This window comes from Halogeometricum borinquense DSM 11551, from assembly GCF_000172995.2.
GTDB classification, from domain to species: domain Archaea; phylum Halobacteriota; class Halobacteria; order Halobacteriales; family Haloferacaceae; genus Halogeometricum; species Halogeometricum borinquense.
On sequence record NC_014729.1, the window covers coordinates 2604454 to 2627878 of the forward strand.

Annotated in this window: 24 protein-coding genes and 1 tRNA gene; 16 read left to right on the top strand and 9 right to left on the bottom strand. The window is 61.0% G+C overall.

The features are described 5' to 3' along the window. The first annotated feature begins 41 nt into the window (after positions 1–41). Entirely contained in the window at positions 42–788 is a 747-nt protein-coding gene (locus tag HBOR_RS13165) for a creatininase family protein (RefSeq protein ID WP_006056271.1), read from the top strand. Positions 789–819: 31 nt separating this feature from the next. Here the strand turns inward: HBOR_RS13165 and HBOR_RS13170 are convergent, their stop codons facing one another. Next, complete coding sequence (locus tag HBOR_RS13170) at positions 820–1314, bottom strand: DUF5790 family protein (protein WP_006056270.1); 495 nt, start codon at positions 1312–1314, stop codon at positions 820–822. An 85-nt stretch (positions 1315–1399) separates the two neighbouring features. After that, positions 1400–1744, bottom strand: a complete 345-nt coding sequence (locus HBOR_RS13175) for a dihydroneopterin aldolase family protein (RefSeq protein WP_006056269.1) — start codon at positions 1742–1744, stop codon at positions 1400–1402. Between the two features lie 140 nt (positions 1745–1884). Here HBOR_RS13175 and azf point away from each other — a divergent pair, with 140 nt between their 5' ends. Continuing rightward, the gene (gene azf / locus HBOR_RS13180) at positions 1885–2649 is read left to right on the top strand and encodes an NAD-dependent glucose-6-phosphate dehydrogenase (RefSeq protein ID WP_006056268.1); all 765 of its coding nucleotides are present in this window, start codon (positions 1885–1887) and stop codon (positions 2647–2649) included. A gap of 76 nt (positions 2650–2725) precedes the next feature. On the opposite strand, the gene HBOR_RS13185 is transcribed toward azf, so the two are convergent. Then, complete coding sequence (locus tag HBOR_RS13185; protein ID WP_006056267.1) at positions 2726–3346, bottom strand: DUF309 domain-containing protein; 621 nt, start codon at positions 3344–3346, stop codon at positions 2726–2728. 231 nt (positions 3347–3577) lie between these two features. Between HBOR_RS13185 and citZ the strand changes: the two genes are divergently transcribed. The 11 genes from citZ (at position 3578) to HBOR_RS13240 (ending at position 13824) form a co-directional block, all read left to right on the top strand. Then, positions 3578–4717, top strand: a complete 1140-nt coding sequence (citZ, locus tag HBOR_RS13190; protein WP_006056266.1) for a citrate synthase — start codon at positions 3578–3580, stop codon at positions 4715–4717. Positions 4718–4863: 146 nt separating this feature from the next. Then, positions 4864–5280, top strand: a complete 417-nt coding sequence (locus HBOR_RS13195; protein ID WP_006056265.1) for a gamma-glutamylcyclotransferase family protein — start codon at positions 4864–4866, stop codon at positions 5278–5280. Between the two features lie 225 nt (positions 5281–5505). After that, positions 5506–6717 carry a threonine ammonia-lyase gene (gene ilvA / locus HBOR_RS13200; protein ID WP_006056264.1) on the top strand — a complete coding sequence of 404 codons (1212 nt, stop codon included), beginning with the start codon at positions 5506–5508 and terminating at the stop codon, positions 6715–6717. 213 nt (positions 6718–6930) lie between these two features. Beyond that, the gene (locus HBOR_RS13205) at positions 6931–8352 is read left to right on the top strand and encodes a cytochrome ubiquinol oxidase subunit I (RefSeq protein ID WP_006056263.1); all 1422 of its coding nucleotides are present in this window, start codon (positions 6931–6933) and stop codon (positions 8350–8352) included. Next, positions 8352–9398 carry a cytochrome d ubiquinol oxidase subunit II gene (gene cydB / locus HBOR_RS13210; protein WP_006056262.1) on the top strand — a complete coding sequence of 349 codons (1047 nt, stop codon included), beginning with the start codon at positions 8352–8354 and terminating at the stop codon, positions 9396–9398. The genes HBOR_RS13205 and cydB overlap by 1 nt, the downstream gene beginning before the upstream one ends. An 83-nt stretch (positions 9399–9481) precedes the next feature. Beyond that, the gene (locus tag HBOR_RS13215; protein WP_006056261.1) at positions 9482–9862 is read left to right on the top strand and encodes a Rid family detoxifying hydrolase; all 381 of its coding nucleotides are present in this window, start codon (positions 9482–9484) and stop codon (positions 9860–9862) included. Then, complete coding sequence (locus tag HBOR_RS13220) at positions 9863–10069, top strand: hypothetical protein (RefSeq protein ID WP_013440694.1); 207 nt, start codon at positions 9863–9865, stop codon at positions 10067–10069. Between the two features lie 28 nt (positions 10070–10097). Continuing rightward, positions 10098–10178 (top strand) — tRNA-Ser (locus tag HBOR_RS13225). 252 nt (positions 10179–10430) lie between these two features. After that, positions 10431–10610 (top strand): hypothetical protein, encoded by a 180-nt coding sequence (locus HBOR_RS13230; RefSeq protein ID WP_006056259.1) that lies wholly within the window; start codon positions 10431–10433, stop codon positions 10608–10610. 311 nt (positions 10611–10921) lie between these two features. Beyond that, positions 10922–12556, top strand: coding sequence for a thermosome subunit beta (gene thsB / locus HBOR_RS13235; RefSeq protein ID WP_006056258.1), 1635 nt, complete (start codon positions 10922–10924; stop codon positions 12554–12556). A gap of 266 nt (positions 12557–12822) precedes the next feature. Beyond that, on the top strand, positions 12823–13824 hold the full coding sequence (locus tag HBOR_RS13240) for an alanine dehydrogenase (RefSeq protein ID WP_006056257.1): 1002 nt from the start codon (positions 12823–12825) through the stop codon (positions 13822–13824). Positions 13825–13835: 11 nt separating this feature from the next. Here the strand turns inward: HBOR_RS13240 and HBOR_RS13245 are convergent, their stop codons facing one another. The 6 genes from HBOR_RS13245 to hisH all read right to left on the bottom strand — a co-directional run bounded on the left by HBOR_RS13245 (position 13836) and on the right by hisH (position 20324). Continuing rightward, on the bottom strand, positions 13836–14057 hold the full coding sequence (locus HBOR_RS13245; RefSeq protein WP_006056256.1) for a DUF7535 family protein: 222 nt from the start codon (positions 14055–14057) through the stop codon (positions 13836–13838). A gap of 291 nt (positions 14058–14348) precedes the next feature. Beyond that, positions 14349–17237: a leucine--tRNA ligase gene (gene leuS, locus HBOR_RS13250; protein ID WP_006056255.1), complete on the bottom strand. Its 2889-nt coding sequence runs from the start codon at positions 17235–17237 to the stop codon at positions 14349–14351. A 234-nt stretch (positions 17238–17471) separates the two neighbouring features. Continuing rightward, positions 17472–17924, bottom strand: a complete 453-nt coding sequence (locus HBOR_RS13255; protein ID WP_006056254.1) for an Hsp20/alpha crystallin family protein — start codon at positions 17922–17924, stop codon at positions 17472–17474. Positions 17925–18244: 320 nt separating this feature from the next. Continuing rightward, a complete protein-coding gene (gene hsp14 / locus HBOR_RS13260) occupies positions 18245–18661 on the bottom strand; it encodes an archaeal heat shock protein Hsp14 (protein ID WP_006056253.1) in 417 nt (138 codons plus the stop codon). Between the two features lie 46 nt (positions 18662–18707). Next, positions 18708–19514, bottom strand: coding sequence for a prephenate dehydratase (gene pheA, locus HBOR_RS13265; RefSeq protein WP_006056252.1), 807 nt, complete (start codon positions 19512–19514; stop codon positions 18708–18710). A gap of 147 nt (positions 19515–19661) precedes the next feature. Further along, a complete protein-coding gene (gene hisH, locus HBOR_RS13270) occupies positions 19662–20324 on the bottom strand; it encodes an imidazole glycerol phosphate synthase subunit HisH (protein WP_006056251.1) in 663 nt (220 codons plus the stop codon). 179 nt (positions 20325–20503) lie between these two features. On the opposite strand from hisH, the gene phnD reads away from it, so the two are divergent. The 3 genes from phnD (at position 20504) to phnE (ending at position 23370) form a co-directional block, all read left to right on the top strand. Further along, the gene (phnD, locus tag HBOR_RS13275; RefSeq protein ID WP_006056250.1) at positions 20504–21550 is read left to right on the top strand and encodes a phosphate/phosphite/phosphonate ABC transporter substrate-binding protein; all 1047 of its coding nucleotides are present in this window, start codon (positions 20504–20506) and stop codon (positions 21548–21550) included. Positions 21551–21652: 102 nt separating this feature from the next. Beyond that, entirely contained in the window at positions 21653–22408 is a 756-nt protein-coding gene (gene phnC, locus HBOR_RS13280; protein WP_006056249.1) for a phosphonate ABC transporter ATP-binding protein, read from the top strand. Next, a complete protein-coding gene (gene phnE, locus HBOR_RS13285) occupies positions 22405–23370 on the top strand; it encodes a phosphonate ABC transporter, permease protein PhnE (protein WP_006056248.1) in 966 nt (321 codons plus the stop codon). The genes phnC and phnE overlap by 4 nt, the downstream gene beginning before the upstream one ends. Positions 23371–23425 lie beyond the last annotated feature (55 nt).

A 23425-nucleotide genomic window follows, 5' to 3' on the forward strand; every position in this document is an offset into this window, starting at 1 on the left:
AACCCCGTCGGTTACAAGCGACTCCAACTCGCAGGGCGAGTATGCGACTCTCCGAGGCCACGTGGACGGACGTATCGGACCTCGCAGGCGAGACGAACCTTGCGTTTCTCCCCGTTGGAAGTACCGAACAACACGGCCCGCACGCGCCGCTCGGAACGGACGCGTTCACCGCCGAAGCCGTCGCAGACGCCGGCTCCGAGGCGTACGACGGCGAGGTTGTCGTCGCGCCGACACTCCCCATCGGTGTCGCCGCCGAACACCGACAGTTCCCGGGGACGCTGTGGCTCTCACCCGATACCTTCCGCGACACGGTCCGTGAGACAGTTGCCAGTCTCGCCTCCCACGGATTCGACCGCGTCGTCGTCGTCAACGGACACGGCGGCAACACCGACGCGCTTCGGGAGGTTACGGGAACGATAACGCGCGAAGACGACGCGTACGCCGTCGCGTTCACGTGGTTCGAGGCTGTCGGAGAGCACTCCTCGAAGATGGGGCACGGCGGGCCGCTGGAGACAGCGTTACTCCGCCACGTCGCACCCGAGTCAGTACGAGAGGAACGAATCGAGACAGCGCGAGAGGGCGGCGCGGACCGGTGGGGAGACTGGGTATCGAAGGTTAACCTCGCGCACGACTCTGCGGAGTTCACAGCGAACGGCGTCGTGGGCGACCCGTCGGCCGGCGATGCTGAACTGGGCGAGGAACTGTTAGAACTGGCGTCGGCGTCGCTGGCGCGTCTCGCAGCGGCCGTCGCGGAGCGAGACGTATCACGACCTGCACGGCGGGAGTGAAGTCAGTCGCTCAGGGTTGTCGTCGGGAAGATTAGTCGTCGGCTTCTGCCTCGTCGGCCGTGTCGTCGGCGTCAGCGTCGGATTCCTCGGTATCCTCGTCGGTGTCGGCTTCCGATTCGGCCGCGTCTACGGCGTCTGCAGCGTCCTGCAACTGACTCCGCAGTTGCGGCATCGTGCTGGTGAGTTCACCGACGAGGTCGCCCGCGTCACCGAGCGTTTCGAGTAGTTCTTCGACCGACGCGATTTCCTCCTCCAGATCGTCGGCGTCGTCGAACGCCTCGGCGCGCTGGCCGATGATGAACGTCTTCTTGGCCTGACGGAGGTTGTCCTCGGCGTCACCCACGTCGAGCGAGGAGCGAAGGCCGTTGAGGACACCGAGAATATTGTCGGCTTCGGCGGACCAGACGGTGTCAGCATCCGGTAGTTCCTCGCGGGCGGCATCGAGGTGTTCTTCGACCTCCGCGCGCATCTCCTCAGCAGCCTCTCCGAACAGGTCGTCATCAGCGAGTGTGCTCTGGCTACTCATATCGGTGGCTTCGGCGCGAGATGGTTTAAATACATGCCCAAAAGTGAAAGTGAAATCTGGTTCGATGGGCGGTCTCCGGTGGGAATCACTCCTCGACGGAGACCAGTTTCATCAGGGGGTATCCGTCCTCCATCTCCATCTTAGTCTGGACTGCCGTCCCCTCGTACTCGATGTCCATCTCCACGTCGAGAAAGCGGCCTGTCAGTTCCGTGTAGTCGGCCGTCGCGTCTTCGAGAGCCGCTTCGAGTTCATCGCGTCGGATGGTGACGCGCACGGCCTCGCAGTACGGCTGATTCGCTATCGACTCTTCGATTGCGCGCGCGAGGCTGTCCGCGCTTTCGGGACTCACGGGCGTCCCGGCGAACTGGTGGTAGAGCGATCCGAACTTGATTCCCGCCTCGAAACAGGCATTTTGGGCGTCCGTGGGCATGGATAATAGTCCGACGGAGCGGTGATAGTCGTGTCGTCTCGCCGTGTACTGCGACGCGGCGAGGGGCGACACGACCCGGAGCGATGCGGAGCGACGCGAATCGGATATTTCTTAGCCGTCCTTCGCACAGTATTCACCGAATGGACGAACCGGTTCTGTTGACTGGGGCGGGCGGACGTGTCGGACAGGCGATTCTCCGACACCTCGGTGACCGGTTCGAGTGGCGATTGCTCGACCGGGAACCGCTTGGGGCAGAGAAACGTCCAGACGGGGTTGGCGAGGAGGACGTGTACGTGACCGACATCACCGACGAGGAAGCGGTCGAAGCGGCGATGGACGGTGTGTACGCCGTTATCCATCTCGCGGGCGACCCGCGTCCGGAAGCGCCGTGGGACAGCGTCCTCCGAAACAACATCGACGGGACGCACACCATCTTCGAGGCGGCCGTCGATGCAGGTGTCGAGAAAATCGCGTTCGCATCCTCGAACCACGCTGTTGGCGCGTACGAGACCGACGAACGAACGCCCGAGATGTATCGACCGGAAGACGGGTTCCGACTGGACGGAACGGAACTCCCGCATCCGAGCAATCTCTACGGCGTGAGCAAAGCGACGGGCGAGGTGTTGGGACGTTACTACTACGACCACCACGACCTCTCCGTCGTCAACGTTCGCATCGGAAACCTCACCGAGGGCCACCCGCCAATTGATTACGAACGCGGGCAGGCGATGTGGCTCTCCTACCGCGACTGCGCGCACCTGTTCGAGCGGTGTGTCCTCGCGGACTACGACTACGAAATCGTCTACGGTATCTCCGACAACGACCGCAAGTACTACTCCATCGAACGCGCACGAGAGGTGCTGGGGTACGATCCGGTAGATAACTCCGCCGAACACGAAGACTAATCGGAGAATACACGAAGACCGAGCGACGCGATCACAAGCCGAACGACGAAATCAGTCGGACGTATCCGCGACGAAATCAGTCGAACAAATCCGACACGTCGTCTTCCCGACTGCGGCGTCGCCCGACGTGCTGTTCGAGTCGCTGATAGATGAGACTGCGCTGGTCGCGGTCACCGACGAACTCGAACAGCAGAGCGACGAACCGCGTCACTGCCGCACCCGACTCCACTTCTTCGCGGCCGTACGTCGCGGCATCAGCGATTACGTCCTCCTCGAATCGTTCTGAATCCGCGGCGACGATTGCCGCCGCATCGGTGATTCCCTCGAACGAGAGATCGTCCGCGCGAACGACGGTGCCGTCGAGAGTCAACGGGACGGGCGGCGCCCGCTCACCGAACTCCGGGTCGGCGGCCAGTCGGTCGAGATACGTGCGGACGCCGCCGACGTTGACAGTCCGGTAATCGGGTGGGAGCGCGGCGAGATACTCGCTCGCGCTCGTCGCCAGACCCTGCGCACCGCTCCAGTTTCGGTTGCGGACGTGATGTACCGCCGCCGTGTACTGGATAAGTCCGTGAAGCAGTCGCTCGTCGGCCGTGTCATCCTCGAGTGCCAACCACTCGTCCTCCCACGCGTCGTGGGCGGCGTGGTAGTCGCCTGCGTTGAACACTGCCGCGCCGACGCGGAGAGTCCGCTCCATATTCGTACGACAACGCTCCGGGAATAAAGATGCTGTCAGCCGATCCGCGGCTCAGTATCTCGGATGCGATGAATCGAGTGCAACGAATCGTGGCGTGAACCGAGTACGGCGATTCGAGCGGAAATTCTGACCGCATTGAGAAGGTTTGTCGAAGGTAGCTTTCGGCAATGGTCGATAACTATTTGGGGTGAACGATAACGCTTTTTTGATACCGATGGGAACCTGATTGGTATGTCAGACGACCTGAAGCGGGGTCTAGAAGGCGTTCTCGTTGCGGAATCCGAGCTGAGCTACATCGACGGGGACGCCGGACAGCTCGTGTATCGGGGCCACACTATCGAGGACCTCGCCCGGAACGCTTCGTACGAAGAAGTCGTCTACCTCCTTTGGCACGGAGAGTTACCGACACGTGAACAGTTGGACGAATTCTCGACAGCGATGGCGGAAGAGCGCGAACTCGACGACGCCGTACTCGACGAGATTCGCGCGCTTGCGGCGGCGGACGAGGTGCCGATGGCGGCGTTGCGGACCATCGTCTCGTCGCTCTCGGCGTACGACGACGACGCGGACCACGAGGATGTGACGGACCTCAAGACGAACATCAAGAAGGGATGTCGTATCACGGCGAAGATTCCGACAGCGTTGGCGGCGTTCAATCGCCTGCGAAATGGCGAAGACGTTGTGCATCCGCGAACGGACCTCAGCCACGCGGCGAACTTCCTCTACATGCTCAACGGCGAAGAGCCGGACGACGTGCTCGCGGAGACGTTCGATATGGCACTCGTCCTGCACGCCGATCACGGCCTGAACGCTTCGACGTTCTCGGCGATGGTGACGGCTTCGACGCTCTCGGACCTCCACAGTGCGGTCACGTCGGCAATCGGCACCCTCGCAGGGTCGCTCCACGGCGGTGCGAACGCGAACGTGATGCGGATGCTCAAAGAGATCGACGAAAGCGACAAAGACCCCACCCAATGGGTCGAGGACGCCCTCGAAAGCGGCCGTCGCGTCCCCGGGTTCGGTCACCGCGTCTACAACGTGAAGGACCCGCGTGCGAAGATTCTCGGCGAGAAGTCCGAAGCGCTCGGCGAGGCGGCTGGTGACATGAAGTGGTACGATTACTCCGTCGCCATCGAAGACTACATCGGCGAGGAGAAGGGTCTCGCGCCGAATGTGGACTTCTACTCCGCATCGACGTACTACCAGATGGGTATTCCGGTCGATATCTACACGCCCATCTTCGCCATGTCGCGCGTCGGCGGATGGATTGCGCACGTCATCGAACAGTTCGAGGACAACCGTCTGATCCGGCCGCGAGCGCGCTACGTCGGGAGGGAAGACCAGACGTTCACTCCCATCGACGAGCGATAGGCGGCGATAGTCGCGGACGGACAACGGATTTGACACCGTTTTTGCGGAATCCATCTGTAGCAGCAGTTCGCTCGGCGATTCGCGCGACGATTCTATTTTCGGAAAAGACCGGAAGCGGAACAGTACTCCGACGCGTACCGGGAATCATGTCGTCGTTCTTCGTCTACGGAACGCTGACGGACGCCGAGCGGGTGGACAGTCTTCTCGACGACTGGTCGTACGGACCGACAGTCGAACTCGACGGACTCCACCGTGTAGAGGGACGCTACCCGACGCTGGCACCCGGTGGATCGGTCCACGGTCGAATCCTCCGGACCGACGACGTGGCGACGCTCGACGAGTACGAAGGCGTCGCCTCCGGATTGTACATCCGTGTCGAAGTCCCCCGGGACGACGGGGGAGAGGCGTTCGTCTATGTGGGTGATGCCGCCCGACTCGACGCCGACGCCGAGTGGCCCGGATCTGGCCCTCTTCGAACGCGCGTCACCCAGTATCTCGACGCGAACAGAGCCATAATCAAACCGATAGAATCGGGAGACGACAAGCGACAGACGGGCGTCTGACGCCATATTCATGTCGCCGCCGTCTTGCGTTTTTACTTTCACCGCGCCTGCAGGACGTTTATGTATCATCCGAACAGTAGGGTAACTGCACGTCACACGCGTGCATTCCCCCCTTTCAACTTCTCCTGACGCGAAGCGTTGCGATTCGCAGTCAACGGTGCATAAATTGTAACGGTCGAAAGTGTAATCCGAACGCTTACCCGGTACGGCGCGGAAGCGCGGCGTATGATTTCGCTCGCTGATATCGAGGCGGCCCGAGACCGCATCGACGGGGTTGCAAAACACACACCGCTCGACTACTCACACACATTCACCGAGATGACCGGTGCGTCAGTCCACCTGAAACTGGAGAACCACCAGCGCACTGGGTCGTTCAAGATTCGCGGCGCAATGAACCGCATCACGACGCTCTCGGAGGCGGAAAAAGAGGCCGGCGTGGTAACCGCGAGTGCGGGGAACCACGCGCAGGGCGTCGCTCTCGCCGCCACTCGGGCGGGTGTCGATTCGAAGGTCGTGATGCCCGAACACGCACCGATCTCGAAAGTGAAGGCGACCCGGCGGTACGGCGCTGAAACGGTTCTGTACGGGGCGGACTACGACGAGGCCCAGCAACGTGCCCACGAGATAGAAGACGAGGAGAACCGAACCTACGTCCACGCGTTCGACGACGAGTACGTGATGGCCGGGCAGGGAACTATCGGCCTCGAAATCGTCGATGACTGTCCGGATGTCGAGACGGTTGTCGTCCCCATCGGCGGCGGCGGCCTCATCTCCGGCATCTCCACGGCGGTGAAAGAACAACTGTCCGACGTGCGCGTCATCGGCGTCGAAGCGGAGGGTGCATCGAGCGTCGCCACCTCGTTGCAGAAGGGTTCGGTACACGAACTCGACAGCGTGAACACCATCGCCGACGGCATCGCCACGCGCCGCGTCGGCGACAAGCCGTTCGAGGTCATCGAAAAGTACGTAGACGAAGTTGTGACCGTCTCCGACGAGGAAATCGCCGTCACGCTCACGTACCTCCTCGAACGCTCGAAGACGCTCGTCGAAGGCGCGGGTGCCGTCGCGCTCGCCGCTCTCCTCTTCGAGAAGTTCGACTTCACGAAAGACGAAGTCATCGTTCCCGCTCTCTGCGGCGGTAACATCGACATGAACCAACTCACGACCGTCGTCATGCGCGGTCTCGTGGAGACGGGGCGCTATCTGAAGGTGCGGACGGTGTTGAAAGACCAACCCGGCGCGCTTCACGACCTACTGACGATCATCGCGGAGGAACAGGCGAACATTTACGCCATCCGTCACGACCGGACCTCCCGGGAAATCGGGATGAACGAGACGGACGTGGAACTCGACTTGGAGACGCGCGGTCACGACCACGTCGAGACGTTACTGTCGGCGCTCCGCGAGAAGGGCTACCGCGTGGACGTACTCGTCTAAGATCGTCTCGGGTCGCTAACCACCCTGTACGACAACCTGCTCGGACTGATTCATTCTCGACGTGATCATTCTCGACGTGAGACTGCGCTGTCGGCGACCCAGTACCGACGGTTCCCAATAGCTGAGAACCATTCATCACCCTTTGTCGCCGTACTCGCTAGAATTATTGAGTGCAGTAGTGGATTTTTCCCACTCGCACGCGACAGACCGCCAATGATAGATCCAGTCATCGCTAGTCGACTGCAGTTCGCACTGACGACCATTGTTCACATCATCTTCCCGGTGATGAGTATGGGTCTTGCGCCGTTTCTCGTCTACTTTACGTGGCGTGAGATACGCTCCGATGACCCGGTGTACGAGCAGTTGCGACGGTTCTGGACGAAGATTTTCGCCGTCTCGTTCGTCGTCGGTACCGTCACGGGCATCGTGTTGGAGTTCGAGTTCGGGACGAACTTCGCCGCCTTCTCTACGGTGACCGGCGAACTGTTCGGCGGCCCACTCGCCACCGAGGGGATGATGGCGTTCATGCTGGAAGCGACGTTCCTCGGCGTGTTCGTTTTCGGTCGCGAGAAGGTCTCTGACGCCCTCTACATGGTGTCGGCCGTCGCCGTCGGCCTCGGGACGTGGCTCTCGGCCGTCTGGATTCTCGTCGCCAACTCGTGGATGCAGACACCGCGCGGGTTCGAGATGGTGACGAAGAACGGCCAATCTATCGTCTCGCTCGTAGATCCCATCGCCGCCTACGCCAACCCGCGGTTCCCGTGGATGTTCGTCCACATGCAGAACGCCGCCGTCCTCTCGGTCGCGCTGTTCATGGCGGGCATCGCCGCCTACCACGTCTTCAGACACTACCACTGGGAGTATCCGGTGCAGAACGTTGCATTCTGGGAGAAGACACTGAAGATTGCTATCGTCGTTCTCGTCCTCACCGCACCGTTCCAAGTGCTCCACGGCGACGCCTACGCGCGGCACGTCGCGGATACGCAACCGCAGAAGTTCGCCGCAATGGAGGCCGTCTGGGAGACAGAGAGTTACGTTCCGGAGTACATCATCGCGGTGCCGACGAACCTCGAAGACCTGACGGATCCACGAGCGAAGGAGCTACTCGGGGTGGGGATACCCGGCGGGGCGTCGTGGTTGGTCAGTGGGGGTGATCCGACGGCGACCATCACCGGCTTGAACGAGTTCGAGACGGAGGCGCCACCGGTGGCCATCGTCTTTTGGTCGTTCCGCCTGATGGTCGGTCTCGGCTTCTGGTTCATCGTACTCGCATTCTGGGCGGCCTACCGGTGGTGGCGGGGCGAACTCCGCGAGGACGACCTGTTGCACAAGTCGCTCATGGTCTCATCGCTGCTCGGCATCCTCGCCGTCGAGGTGGGGTGGATAGTGACCGAAGTCGGGCGACAACCCTGGGTCGTCCAAGGCGTCATGAAGACGGCCGACGGTGTCTCGCCGGGGCTGAGCGGTTTCGATGCGACAGTGACGCTCGTCGGGTTCGCCGTCGTCTACCTCGGTCTGCTGACGCTGTACGGATACGTCGTCGCTCGTATCATTCGAGCGGGACCGCCAACGATGGCGGAAAGCGAACAGATGACGCTCGACGATGCGACGGCATCCGCCGCGGGGGATGACTGATGACGGCGTTGCTTTCAGCGGCGTCTGGAACCGTGACACTTCAGACGTACGGACTCGCGGACGGGCCACTGTTCGGGCTTCCGCTGCCCGAGATGTGGTTCGCGCTGGTGTTTTTCATCCTCGGGACGTTTCTGTTCCTCGACGGATTCGACTTCGGGGTTGGGGCGATCTTCGCCACGCGTGAGGACGAAGACGAACGGGAGCAGTTGCTGTCGGCTATCGGGCCGTTCTGGGACGGTAACGAAGTGTGGTTGGTCGTCTTCGGCGGTGCGTTGTTCGCCGCGTTCCCGGCGGTGTACGCGAACCTGTTCAGCCGCAACTACCTTCTGATGTTCGCCATTCTCGGGGCACTCATCATGCGCGGCCTCGCCCCCGAAATGTACGAACAACGGCACGACGAATCGTGGCAACGCTGGTGGGGCCGCGCGTTCGTCGCCGGAAGCGTTCTCGCGCCGTTCTTCCTCGGCGTCTTCGCAGCCAACTGGTTCCTCGGTGCGACGACGCTCGTCTCGTTGGCATCCATTGTCGTCGGTGTCGCCGTCGTCGCGCTCACCGTCGTCAGCGGGGCGGCGTTCCTCGGACTGAAGACGCGCGGGTCGCTCAGAGACGAAACGGTGAGATACGGACCGCCCGCACTCGTCGCCTACCTCGGACTCGTCGTCGTCGCCGTCGGCTATCTCCTCCTGACTCGTCCGGCGATGCGGGCGGACCTGCTCGCGGCCCCCTCACTCGGACTCGTCGGATTGAGCGTCGTCCTCGGCGTCGCCTACGTCGTGACGATGCGCCGGGAGCAGTACGTGCCGGCATTGGCGGCCGCAGCGGGGTTGACCTACGGTCTCGTCACTCTCGTCGCAACGCTGCTCTACCCGTTTGCGGACCCGGGAAGCGGACTGACTGTTTCGACGGCCATCGTCTCGACGCTCCCGTTGAACCTCATGAGCATCGCGTCTGCCCTGCTCTTACCGCTCGTGTTCAGCTACTTCGTCGTCCTGTACTCGACGTTCCGAGGACCCGTCGAATCCGGCGAATCGTACGCCGGGGAGTGATACGAACGGTCGTAGTCGCTTACCGATGATCGTCGGCATCCGGTTCTCGCAGTTTTAAGTCAGCGGGCGATGAGGCGTCGAGTATGAAGCGAACGATCAGTACGGACGATGCCCCCGCGGCAGTGGGTGCGTACAGTCAGGCGACAACGAACGGTTCGGTTCTGTTTACGGCCGGACAGATCCCCCTGACGCCGGACGGCGAACTCCTCGATGACGAGGACATCGCCACGCAGACGAAACAGTCCCTAGACAACGTGATGGCGATCCTCGAATCTGAGGGAGCAGACGCGTCGGACGTACTCAAGGTGAGCGTCTTCCTCGACGACATCGAGGACTTCGACGAGATGAACGAGACGTACGCCGACTACTTCGACGAGGAACCGCCGGCACGAAGCGCGCTTGAGGTGGCCAACCTCCCGAAGGGCGTCGGCGTCGAAATCGAAGCCATCGCAGACATCGAGTAAGTGCCTTCGCGCGCTCGATCTGCGGGGCTGTGGGGCGTGGTCGGTACGCTTGCCTTCCTCGTCCTCGTCCAGGGCTATCGACTCGTTGGCGGGTCGCTCGGCCTCGGTATCGGAGCAACCGTCGGTATCGCAGTCGTCATTGCCGTGGTTGTCGGTATCGCGGCGTATGCGACCGAGAGTCGCCTCGCCACGAAAGGAAGGACTTAAACACGTCAACGCGGTAGTCCGGATTAGAGCCGGGATGGCCGAGTGGTAAGGCGCACGCCTGGAAAGCGTGTTCCCTTTGGGATCCAGGGTTCAAATCCCTGTCCCGGCGTTTCTCTGCGAACTACCCCGTCAGCGAGGAGTTTTCTCGTCGAGCGGACACGGTTAGTTCACTAACGACTCCGAAAGGATTTGAATCAGAGAGCGGCGCGAACGAAGTGAGCGGTGCGGGTGAGTTCAAATCCCTGTTCGAGGAATTTCAGTAACAGAAATATGTTCTTAAGAAGAAAACAGAAATGCAGAGTTTCTCATGTGATAACCTCCCAAAGATTGATGGGCACGACGGGAGTACCCATGACTGACAATGCCTGACACGAAGAACGGCCGGGAGCAGAAAGGTCGGAACAAACGGAACCAGCTCCAAGAGAGTCTCTATAACGAAGAGATAGAGGCATTGAACACCAACGAAGAACTCCCGTCGTTCGAGTCCGACAGGACTCGCGGATCGGAGTTCCTCGCCGAGGAACTTCCGGACGACGAGTAACCGTCAGTCGAACAGTAGCGTCTCGTTTTTTCGCAGATAATCCACAGCGATAGCGCCAAGCGGCTGATGAAAGTGACCGATTGAGGGAAGGGTTGTATATAAATGCGGTCGTGAGCGCCCTTATTCCGCAGGCAACGACGCCAGTCTGTGCACGCACGAACGACGAGAGAAACGCGATACGTCGGGGACCTTTCGGCCGGTTTCGTGTCTCATGGTGTCAACCCACACGACCCCCATAAGCAAAGGATTTATATAGAATCACAAACAATCCTGCGATGACTATGAGTCAGCGAATGCAGCAGGGTCAACCCATGATCATCATGGGTGAGGACGCGCAGCGCGTGAAAGACCGCGACGCGCAGGAGTACAACATCAGTGCCGCCCGCGCCGTCGCTGAGGCGGTACGCTCGACACTCGGTCCGAAAGGGATGGACAAGATGCTCGTCGATTCGATGGGCGACGTGACCATCACGAACGACGGTGTTACCATCCTCAAGGAGATGGACATCGACAACCCGACGGCCGAGATGATCGTCGAAGTCGCCGAGACGCAGGAGAGCGAAGCCGGCGACGGGACGACGACGGCTGTCGCCATTGCAGGTGAACTCCTGAAGAACGCCGAGGACCTCCTCGAACAGGACATCCACCCGACGGCAATCATCAAGGGCTTCCACCTCGCCAGCCAGAAGGCCCGCGAGGAAGTTGACGACATCGCCGAAGCGGTTGACCCCGACGACGAGGAACTCGTCAAGAAGGTCGCCGAAACGTCGATGACTGGCAAGAGCTCCGAACTCAACAAGGAGCTTCTCGCCGAACTCATCGTCGATGCCGTCAAGCAGGTCACCGTCGAAGCCGACGACGGCACCTACGTTGTCGACCTCGAAAACGTCTCCATCGAGACGCAGACCGGACGCTCGGCCTCCGAGTCCGAGCTTCTCAACGGTGCGGTCATCGACAAAGACCCGGTCCACGACGACATGCCGACCGAGTTCGACGAGGCCAGTGTCCTGCTCCTGAACGACCCCATCGAGGTCGAGGAGGCCGACGTTGACACGCAGGTCAACATCGAGTCCCCCGACCAACTGCAGAAGTTCCTCGACCAAGAGGAAAAACAGCTGAAAGAGAAGGTCGAGAAGATTGCTGCCACCGACGCAGACGTCGTCTTCTGTCAGAAGGGCATCGACGACCTCGCCCAGCACTACCTCGCCAAAGAGGGCATCCTCGCAGTCCGCCGGACGAAGAAGTCCGACATCAAGTTCCTCAAGAACGTTGCGGGCGGCAACGTCGTCTCCGACCTCGACAGCGTCACCGAGGACGACCTCGGCGTCGCGTCCATCCGCCGCGATGAGGAAGGCGAACTGTTCTACGTCGAAGGTCTCGGCGACAAGACGCACGGCGTCACGATGCTCCTGCGTGGTTCGACCGACCACGTGGTTGACGAACTCGAACGCGGCGTCGAAGACGCGCTCGACGTGGTTGCGACCACCGTCTCCGACGGACGCGTCCTCGCGGGCGGCGGCGCTATCGAGGTCGAACTCGCCTCGCGCCTCCGCAACTACGCTGACTCCGTCTCCGGCCGCGAACAGCTGGCCGTCGAGGCGTTCGCGGACGCTCTCGAACTCGTCCCCCGCGTCCTCGCAGAGAACGCCGGTCTCGACTCCATCGACACGCTCGTCGATCTCCGCGCGGCCCACGAAGACGGTGACGTCCGCGCTGGTCTGAACGTCTTCACGGGCAACGTCGAAGACACCTTCGAGGCAGGCATCGTCGAGCCCGCTCACGCGAAAGAGCAAGCCATCTCCTCGGCACAGGAGGCCGCGAACCTCGTCCTCAAAATCGACGACATCATCGCTGCGGGTGACCTCAGCACCAGCGGCGGCGATGACGAAGGTGGCGCCCCCGCCGGCGGCATGGGCGGCATGGGCGGCATGGGCGGCGCGATGTAAACGAGGCGCAACACGCCAACTCGATACACGCTCCTTCCCCCCTCGAACTGCCTCGAAAACCATCGGCCGCGCGCCGAACCAGATTTTCTTTTGATAACCGACCCCAGAGCGGTAGTGTCATCAAATTCAATAGAATCACCCAACAGTTCGATTTGAGTCCGAGATTACGACGAGTAAGTGAACTGTGTTCAAATCTGTTTGCGTTCGTGGAATTGCGTCCGGTTTTAGCATGAACTAAGTATTGCTCCCAGAAACCCATGTACAAGATGCAAACACTGCTGCTGAACAACGACGACGTTCACGAAAACGCGAACATGACGGAACTCGTTCCCGCTATCGAGGAGGCGTTCGCCGCCTTCGAACGCGGTGACGCGCAGATGCCCCCGAAATCGTACATCGACCTGCCGCAGTACAACGGTGACTTCCGGTCGATGCCCGCCTACATGGACGCAGGCGACTGGGACGCCGCAGGCATCAAGTGGGTCAACGTCCACCCGGACAACGAAGAACAGTTCGACCTGCCCACGGTCATGGGGACGATGGTGTACTCCTCGCCTGAGACGGCGTTCCCCCTCGCACTCATGGACGGGACCGAACTGACGATGAAGCGTACGGGTGCGGCCGCCGCCGTCGCCACGGATCACCTCGCCATCGAGGACGCCTCGTCGCTCGGTATCATCGGCGCAGGTGTCCAGTCGTACACGCAGCTTGAGGCTATCGCCACCGTCCGCGACATTCAGGAAGTCATCGTCTCTGACCTCGACGAGGAGCGTGTCGCCCGCTTCATCGATACCTTCGAGGACGAGTTCGATGTTCGCGCAGGATCCATCGAAGAGGCCGCCTCCTGCGACGTACTCTCGACGGTGACGCCCGTCGAAGACCCCATCGTCTCCCGCGACGCCGTTGGCGACCACACCCACATCAACGCGATGGGTGCAGACGCCGAAGGCAAGCACGAACTCGCAGACGAGGTACTCCTCGATGCGAAGCTCGTCATTGACGACCACGAACAGACGACCCACTCCGGCGAGATTAACGTCCCCTACAACGAGGGCGTCCTCTCGGACGACGACATTCACGCCGCAATCGGGGAAATCGTCGTCGGCGACGAAGAGGGTCGCACGGACGAGGACGGAATCTCCGTCTTCGACTCGACGGGACTTGCGATTCAGGACGTCGCCGCGGCGCACATCGTCTACGAACACGCCCGCGAGAACGACAACGGATACGAGTTCGACCTGCTCGGTCTCTCCGGCCGCGACGACTAAGTCACAAAAAGCTACTCAGTCGTCCCACCGTTCCGACCGGCGAGGTAGTCGAGAAGTTTGGCTACCGCCCACACCGCCACAGCGAACGGGAGCAGTGGTACCAGAAGGGCAACCATGACGAGAAACATCGCCCATCCGAGGGAGTTCATTTCAGTGTTCGGACGAGGTTTGTAACCCGGCGTCACCGTTCTGTACGCACGTCGTAACGTACCCGGGGATTCTTCCTCAGTCATAGAACCCGATACGCGTGCGGAGGCAATGTGAGTTTGCCTTGTTAGAGTGACCGCCATTTGGTCCGTTCGGACCGGTCGCCGCACTCGGGGCATTCGAACGTCTTGTGATCTTCACAGTCAGACCCGCGACGTGATTCCACCCGGTGCATCTCGACGTCACACTCCGAACAATGCATACCAACTTGTTACGACAGCTGAATATCAATCTAGGTAACTAGATGGAAGTAAAATCGAAGCCATCACCTGCGAATAGTCGCCGTTTTCGAACCAAAAATCGAAGCCGAGAATCAGCTATTCGGCTTCGAGTTCGATAGCGGGACGGAGCGGAATCGCCTGCTTCGTCGCGTCGGCGTCCTCACCTTCGAGCGCGAGTTCGATGTCGGCGTCGAACTCGCGAGAGAGGAAGTCCGCCGCCGCCTCGTACGTCGCGTACTCGTCAAGGTCGGCCAACGCGGACACTTCGTCGTCGTCGCGGCCGCGAACGAACTCGATCAGTTCCTGCACGACATCGTTGACTTCGTTCCCGCGTTCGCGCAGGTCGGGGTCCTGCATCACCTTCCCCATCACCGCGCCTTGGTCACCGCCCACCTCCGCGACCGTCTGGAAGACATCGCGCTTCCAGTCGGCGGCGACGGTGAGTCGGATACGGTCGGGGTCGGCCTCGGGTACGTCCTCGTCGGCGTTCGCCAGCGACTGCTGGATGCCTTTAATGTCCTCGGTCAGTCGTTCGATCTGTGCCTCGCTGGCTTCGACGGCCGCACTCTCGAACGATTCGTCCGGTTCGGGCCACGGCGCATCCTCGGCAGGCGTACCGGTCAGCCGTTCGTGCAGTTCGTTCGTCATGAACGGGATGAACGGCGCAAGCAGACGCAGGCGCGTCTCCAGTACGTGCTGGAGCGTCCACCGTGCGGCGGGACGGTCCAAGTCAGTACGGCGGCGGTACCAGCGCAGGTCCTCCTCGAAGTTGTAGAAGGCGGCCTGACTGGCGCTCCGCGTCTCGGACTGCTCCATCGCCTCAGTCACGTCGCTGACAGTGTGCTGCAGTTTCGACAGGAGCCAACGGTCCTCCTGTTCGAGTTCGGGTTGTGCCTCGGGTACGTCCGAGTTGATGACCTCGTCGGCGCGGTTCCAGAAGCGCTCCAGTTGGTTACGAACAGACTCGACCTGTTCGGCGCGCCAGTCGTAGTCCTGCCACGGTTCCGCGGAGTTGAGCAGGAAGAAGCGCACGGTGTCTGCACCGTACTCCTCGATGGCTTTGCCGGGAAGGACGACGTGTCCCTTCGAGGAGGACATCTTCTCGCCCTCCAGCAGCCCCATCCCCATGATGACGATACCCTCCGGCCAGTTCGACTGGTCGAACAGTTCCGCGTGGTGGAACAGGTAGAACGTCAGATGGTTCGAGATGAGGTCGTTCGCGGAGAACCGATAGGTCACCGGATACCAGTAGTTCCACTCTTTGCGCAGTTCGAGGGCCTTCTCGTCGGGGTCTTCGACGGCGTCGGCACCGTAGAACAGCGCATCGAAAAAGTCGCGGTCTAACTCCTCCACCGGCACGTCCTGCAGACGGTGCGCGATGGTGTAGTAAGCCATGTAGATAGTGGAGTCCGACAGCGGCTCGATGACGAAGTCGTCGTCCCACGGCAGGCGCGTCCCCAGTCCGTAGTTACGGATGCACGGCCACTCGTTCAGCCAGTCGATAGTGTGGTCGTACTCGCCGCGCGTGTTCTCGGGGATGGCGTCCATCCGCGACACCACGTCGTGGGCCTTCTGCTTCCACGCCTCGTCGTTGTACCGTAGGAACCACGTATCCTGTTCGGCGACGACGACATCGGCACCACAGCGACAGACGACTTCCTCGGAGAACTCCTGCATCGTGCCGAACGCGCCCTCGTCGCGGTGGGCGTCGCGGAAGCGCGTTCGCACGTCCTCTACGAGTTCACCAGCGAACTCGCCGTACTCGTCGAACAGGCGACCTGCGTGGAACTCCTTGTTGTAGAGGTCCTTCGTCGCTTTTTCCAGTGCCGGGTCGTCCGATGAGGTGACGCCTGCGTCCTCGACAGCCGACTTCGCCGGAATCTCGCCGTAGCCCTCTACGGAGAGAATCGGAATCGGCTCGATGTCGTCCACGTCGGCGGGATCGATGCCGTACTCGCGCATCCGTTCGTCGTCCGCCTTCGCCTCCTGCAGAGCGACGTAGTCGTCAGGCGAGTGCGCCGGGACGGACATGACGACGCCGGTGGCGTTCTCGGCGTCCACGAAGTCCGCGGGCAGAACGAGGACTTCGTCGCCGGTGACGGGATTCATGACGCGTTCGCCAGCCAGTTCGGCGCCGGAGACGCGGCGTTCGACCGTCACGTCATGCGCCTGCAACTGCAGTTTCTCCGCTGCCGCCGCCGAGACGAACCACTGTTCGCCGTCCACGTCGGCGTAAACGTAGTCGGCGTCGGGGTCGATATAGGCGTTCGTCACGCCGCGGACCGTCTCGGGTCGGAGCGTCGCCATCGGGACGACGGTATCGCCGTGGCCGAAACGGACCAGCGTGTACTCTTGGAACTCGGCCTCCTCGCCCTCAAGCAGGTCGTGCGTCGTGACCGGTTGTTCCTCGTCCGTACAGTACTTGACGGGGTGCAGGCCCTTCTCCAACAGGCCGCGGTCCTTCAGCGTCTCGTACTGCCACGTGATGAACTTCGAGTAGCGCTCGTCGTTCGTCGTGAATTCGCGCCGCCAGTCGATGGAGAGACCGAGCGACTGCATCCCCTTCTTGTAGTGCTCCTCGATGAAGTGGCGGGCAAAGCCCATCGGCGTCTCCAAGTCCGTCAGCGTATCCTCGGAGACGTTGTACGTGTCGCGCAGGACAGAGAGCTGTTTCTCTTCGCCCTTCTTCAGGCGTTCGACAGCCCCGATAATGGGTGTCCCGGTGACGTGCCACGCAATGGGGAAGAGGACGTTATCGCCCTGTTGGCGTCGATATCGGGCGTACACGTCGGGGACGGTGTACGTCCGTGCGTGACCGATGTGCATCCCACCGCTCGGATACGGATACGGAACTGTGATGAACGTCGGATCCTCGTCGGAATCGTGGTCCGCGCTGTCGGCGTCCGAGGGGTCGGCCTCGTACCGACCGGTCTCGGCCCACCGCTCCCGCCAACGCTCCTCAAGTTCCTGCGGGTCGTATTCCATACCTGTGTCGTCAGGATGCGCGCATAAATTAACTCCTATACCTGACTTTCGCACCTGTTCGATTGCGGCAATAATTGTGTCTGTCGAGGGCACGAATCACGAGAGAATCGGAATCGAGTCAGAAAACGGAGGGAACAATACGAGAGGAGAGGCAGCGAACGGCCGAGCGTGTGCGTTGGCCGTTCAGTTGTCAGACCGTGGCAACCAGTCCGACAGGCAGTCAATATCGGCGGATCACTCGATATTGATTCGGTGTGAGTCGTCGGACTCGACAGAACGCTTGGGGAGAGTGACACTGAGGACGCCGTTCGTGTAGGATGCGGTCGCGTCGTCAGCGATCACGTTCTCCGGAAGCCGAATCGTACGGTGCATCGACTCGTGGCGACGTTCGCGTCGGAGGAACTCACGGGACTCGGTGTCGGATTCGGTCTCCTCGTTCATCTCGCGGGATGCGGAGATGGTGAGGGTTCGTTCGGTGACCGAAAGGTCGATATCGTCTTTCTCCAATCCGGGGAGGTCCGCCACAACGACGAACTCCTCGTCACTGTCGCGTACATCGATGTCCATCCCGTACGAGGCGGACATCAGGTTCGATCCGCCGAACTGGTGGCCCATCTCGTCGAACTGGCGGGCCATTCGCTCGAACATCGATTCAATCTCGTCGAATGTGGGAGAACGTCGCATCATTGCTATTTCACCGAAAGATAGTATGGACGGCAGAGAGCATAAATACTGCAGGACCTAAGCGCGCAATTCGCACGGCAGAATACCCATAGTCCCGTATTTCTCCAGATTAGAAATTCAGATCTGCCGTGGAGTATCCGCAGCGAGGTCGTACAGAAGAAGATTGTTCTCAAGGGTAGCGAACGAGTCCGCGATAGGCGGCGACGGAGTCTCGTTCGACGCGTTACCGGCCGAACAACAGAACTGTCAAGGAAGCACTGGCCGAAGAACACGCTTCAGTGCCCGACGGTGTTGGTATCCTAATTACACCACGTCGGTGCTGACTACACCACGTCGATGCTAGTAGATTCGTCGTCCTCCTCGCTCGTCTCTTTCGGGAGCGTGACGGTGAGGACACCGTTTTTGTAGGTTGCGGACGCCTCCTCTTCGACGACTTCCTGTGGAAGGGTCAGCGAACGGCGGACGTTGCTTTGCCTTCGCTCGCGGCGGACGTAGCGATCACCCGACTCCTCGGTCTCGGCGGTTTGCTCGGCGCGAATCGTGAGTTCGCGGCCCGAAGCTGATATTTCGATGTCGTCCTTCTCGTATCCGGGGAGGTCGGCGACGACGGTGAATTCGTCGTCCGTCTCCGATACGTCAACGGAGATGTCTCGAAGCGAACCGAGTCCGGACTCCTCGAACTCCCGGCCCATCCGCTTGAAGAACTGTTCAATCTCGTCGAAGGGGTTCTGGGGCGACATTTCGTCCGAATGTACGCCCGGTTACGTCATCAAGTTTTTCGCGGATTCAGTAAAGGACGTGCTGGGTGTCGTACGATCCGAGGCGTTTGACCCACCCGCGGGAAGCGATTTCTTCCACGCTTTCGAGCGCCTTCTGCGCGCGGTCCTCGTACAGACCGGCCTCGAAGTCGATGTGGAACAGGTAGTCGCCCAAGCGGTTCCCGCTCGGACGCGACTCGATGCGCGAGAGGTTGATGTCGCGTTCGGCGAACGCTTCGAGGAGTTCGAGAAGCAGCCCCGGATAGTTTGCGTTGGGGTAGACGACGACAGTGGACTTACCGCCCGCATCCGAACGCTCGGCGGCGGGAGCGACGACGAAAAAGCGCGTCGCGTTCGAAGAGCGGTCTTGAATATCCTCAGCGAGGACGCGGAGGTCGTCACCGGCGTTATCCGGATGGCCGATGCCCGCGACGGAGTCGTCCTCGCGGGCGCGTTCGACGCCGCGTGCGGTGCTGGCGACGGCCTCCAGCGTCACGCCGGGATACTCCGTCTCCAAGTAACTCCGGCACTGTGCGAGTGCCTGCGAATGGGAGGCGACGACAGAGAACTCCTCGGTTTGGGCGAGGAGTGCGTGCCGAATCGGGGTCACAATCTCCTGCGTGACGGCGATGTCCGCCTCGGCGATGGCGTCCAGCGTCTCCGTGACGCTTCCTTCGATGCTGTTCTCGATGGGGACGACACCGCGGTCGTACTCGCCCGAATCGACGGCGTCCACGATGGCAGACACCGATTCGCGGAACGCGACGTCGTCGGCGACGGCGCGGGCCGCGCGGTGGGAGTACGTCCCGGCTGGACCCAAGGTAACTGCTTGCATGGCGCGTCGTTCTACAGCGCTCAGTAAAAGGCCGTCGGGTCCGCTCGCTCTGCTCGCTCCCTCGGCGACTTCCCCGCTTCGCTCACGGAATCCTGTCGGATCCGCCCGCTTTGCACCACTATTGAGGTGCCGGGTGGCCTCCCGGCGCTACTGGTCGGCGCAGAGTTCGACGAAGTTCCGGAGGATTTGCAGACCGGTCTCGCCGGATTTCTCGGGGTGGAACTGCGTGCCGAACACGTTGCCTGCCTCGTTTGCGACGATGGCGGGGAACTCGACGCCGTAATCCGTCGTGGCGACGACTGCCCCATCGTCGTCCGGAACGGCGTAGTACGAGTGGACGAAGTACGCGTACTCTCCATCGACTCCATCGACGAGAGGGTGGTCCCGCTGGACGTGCAGTTCGTTCCAGCCCATGTGCGGTACCTTCTGCCCCTCGTCGAATCGGACGTTGCGACCGGGAACGAAGTCGAGGCCCTCGACTTCACCCTCGCCCGCGTGGTCTGCTTCTTCCGAGGAGGTCAGAAGCATCTGCATGCCAAGACAGATGCCGAAGATTGGCTGCCCCCGGTCCGCCGCCTCGGCCAGCGCCTCGCGGAACGGCCCGGCGTTCTCCATTCCCTCAGAGAACGCTCCCACGCCGGGAAGAACGATGCCGTCGGCATCGGCAAACGTTTCGGGGTCGTCCGAAACGGTCACGTCCGCACCCGCGCGTTCGAGGCCGCGTCGGGCGCTTCTGAGGTTACCGAGACCGTAGTCCACCATGACGACGGAAGCCACCGTCTCCCGTTTCTCGGGCGTCGTCGTACTCATGCGAAAACGTCCGCGGAGTGGGGCAAAGTGACTTTCCTTCGGGGTAGATTCGACCACCGATGACTACATCTGCTTAAGAGGGAGACACCAAACGAGGGTATTCAGCGCTGCTATTGTAATAGCTATAGAAAAAATAGCAAAGTTTAACGGTTATCTGTCGAACGAAAAACGTGAGTTCAATGCCGAGTCGACGCAAATTCCTCAAGACGACAGGTGCCACCGGTGTTGCCGGTCTCACAGCCCTCAGTGGTTGTACCGGAGACGGCAACACTACCGAACAATCGACGACGACAAACACCGACGGAAGTACGGCAACCGAGACAACGACGGAAGGGACGACAACTGGGTCTTCCTCCAAAGACTCCATCATGTTCGCGTTGACGCCCGCCGAGTCGGACGTCGACGTCGAAAAGCAGTACAAGCCGCTGTTCAACTACATCGAGAGCGAAGTCGGCGTCACCGTCGATTCGACGGTTGCGGCCGACTACGCGGCAGTGATGCAGGCGATGAAGAGCGGACAGGCGGACATCGCTGACGCTTCACCTTCGATTGCGATCCAAGGCGGAAACGAAGATGTGACGAAGGTCATCGGAATCCGCGTCGCGTACGGTGCATCGCGGTACTTCTCGCTCATGACGACGACGCCCGACAGCGGCATCGAGAAGCTCTCCGACCTCAAGGGCAAGAACGTCGCGTTCGCGGACCGCCTCTCTACCAGTGGGTCGCTGTTCCCGCTGTACATGCTGAGTAAGGCCGGTCTCGACACCGGCGGCGCACCCGACGGCAAACCCAAGGGCTTCTCGGCGAAGTTCTCGGACCACTCGACGGCGCGCGAGACGCTCATCAACCGGGACGACGTTGTCGCCGCCGGAACCGGTGCGTTCTCGACGGCATCGCACATCCCGAAAGACCAGTTCCCCAAGCAGTTCTTGGATATCTCCGCCGAGAACGACGGCGACCTCGGCAGCGAATCCCCCGAACTGAAGCTGCTCGCTGCGTCCGACCCCATCCCGCGCGCGCCGATTCTCGGCCGTGCAGAGATGGATCAGTCGCTCTACTCTGATATCAAGACGGCGTTGCTCGACGTGAGCAAAGAGGACCTCATCAACGACGACCTCAAAGACGACCAGCAGCTCTGGTTCACGGGCGTCGATAAGGGCTCCGTCGATGACTACCAGCCCGTCCAGAACGTACTCGACGAACTCGGCGTTACGCTGGGTCAGTAAGCCCGCCGAATTCGAATTATATCATTTTATTGTGCAGATTCGAAAACAGCGATACGGCGGGTCCGTACGCACGGGCAGACAAGAACTGAAGAGAGACTAGACATGAGTACGATAGAAGTAACGGACCTCAGTAAGTCGTACGGGGACGTACAAGCCCTCGACGATGTTTCGTTCACCATTCCGGACGGCGAGTTCGTCGTCCTCTTGGGACAGTCAGGAGCGGGGAAATCGACGCTTCTCCGCTGTCTCAACGGCATCACCCAACCAACCGAAGGGTCGATTTCGATAGACGGGACAGAGGTATTGGGTCCGCGAGACGACGTAGCGATGATCTTCCAACAACACTACATTCTCGAACAGATGAGTGCGTTCAGTAACGCGCTCACAGGTGCACTCGGTCGCACCTCGTTCCTCAGGAGCCTCTTCGGACGCTACCCCGACGGAGACAAACAAGAGGCGCTTCGCGCACTCGACACCGTCGGACTCCTCGACGAGGCGAATCAACGCGCCGGGAACATGAGCGGCGGGCAACAACAGCGAGTCGGTATCGCTCGTGCGTTGGTTCAGGAACCGAACCTCCTTCTCGCAGACGAACCAGTCGCCAGTCTCGACCCGGCCAGCGCCGAGACGGTGATGCGGTACATTCGAGACGCCGCGAGCGAGCGTAATCTGACCACTATCGCCAGCCTCCATCAGGTCAACATCGCCCGCGAGTTCGGTGAACGGTTCATCGGGATGAAAGACGGTGAAATCGTCTTCGACGGCTACCGCGAGGACTTCACCGTCGATGTCATCGACGAGATATACGGCGATATCGAAACCGAAGCGATCCGTGAAGAACGGGAGGTCGAAGCATGAGTACGCAAGGCGACCGGATTCAGGATGCACTCAAAAACATCCGAATCGCAAAGCGAGTCCGACTGCTGTTCTCGCTCGTCGTGTTCGTACTCTTCGCGTTCATCTTTACGAACGCGCTGGGCGAGGTCGGCTTCTCGATCAGCGAAATCGTCAAGTACTGGCCGGAGTTCTCCGAGGCTCTCGGGGACTTCTTCCCGCCGGGGTCACTGTTCGGTGTCATTCCGTTCGTTGACCTCGGTGAGTACTGGGCGTTCATTCAAGATCGAAATCTCCTCCTCACGTTCGAGAACGGAAACCCCGTTCTCGGCGCGATGTTCGTCACGTTCGCCATGGGATTTGCCGGGACAGTTCTCGGTATCCCCGGTGCGCTCTTGCTAGGCGTTCTCGGATCCGAACGCGTGACGCCGTACCCGTTCAACTTCATCTTCCGCGGAACGATGAGCGTCATCCGTTCCATTCCGGCGCTCGTGTGGGCGCTCATCTACATCCCGCTTGGCGGCGTCTCCCCGTTCACGGCGACGCTCGCTATCGGGACGGACACGATGGGGAACCTCGGCCGCCTGTTCACCGACGCACTCGAAGAAGTCGAAGACGGTCCGATCGAAGCTATCGAGTCCACCGGCGCGAACGGCCCGCAGAAGGTCGTCTTCGGGATGCTATCGCAGGTGTTCACGCCGTTTATCGCGTGGACGATGTACATCCTCGAGATCAACGTTCGTATCGCCGTCACGATGGGCCTCATCGGCGGCGGCGGTCTCGGCCAAGTGCTTCAGACCCAGCGCGGACTGTTCAAGTATACGAACATGATGGCGACGATTCTCGTCATCTTCGTGCTGGTCGTCTCCGTGGAGTTCGTCAGCCAGCGCGTCCGGTCGTACATCCGGGGTAACGAGGAAGGAACGAGCTTCCTCAAACTCATCGTGGAGTTCCCCCAACGGATGGCGCGCTCTATGTGGCAGTAACGCGGCGCGACCGACTCTTTTCTTTGCGCCGTTCCGGCAGCGAATGCAGAGACTG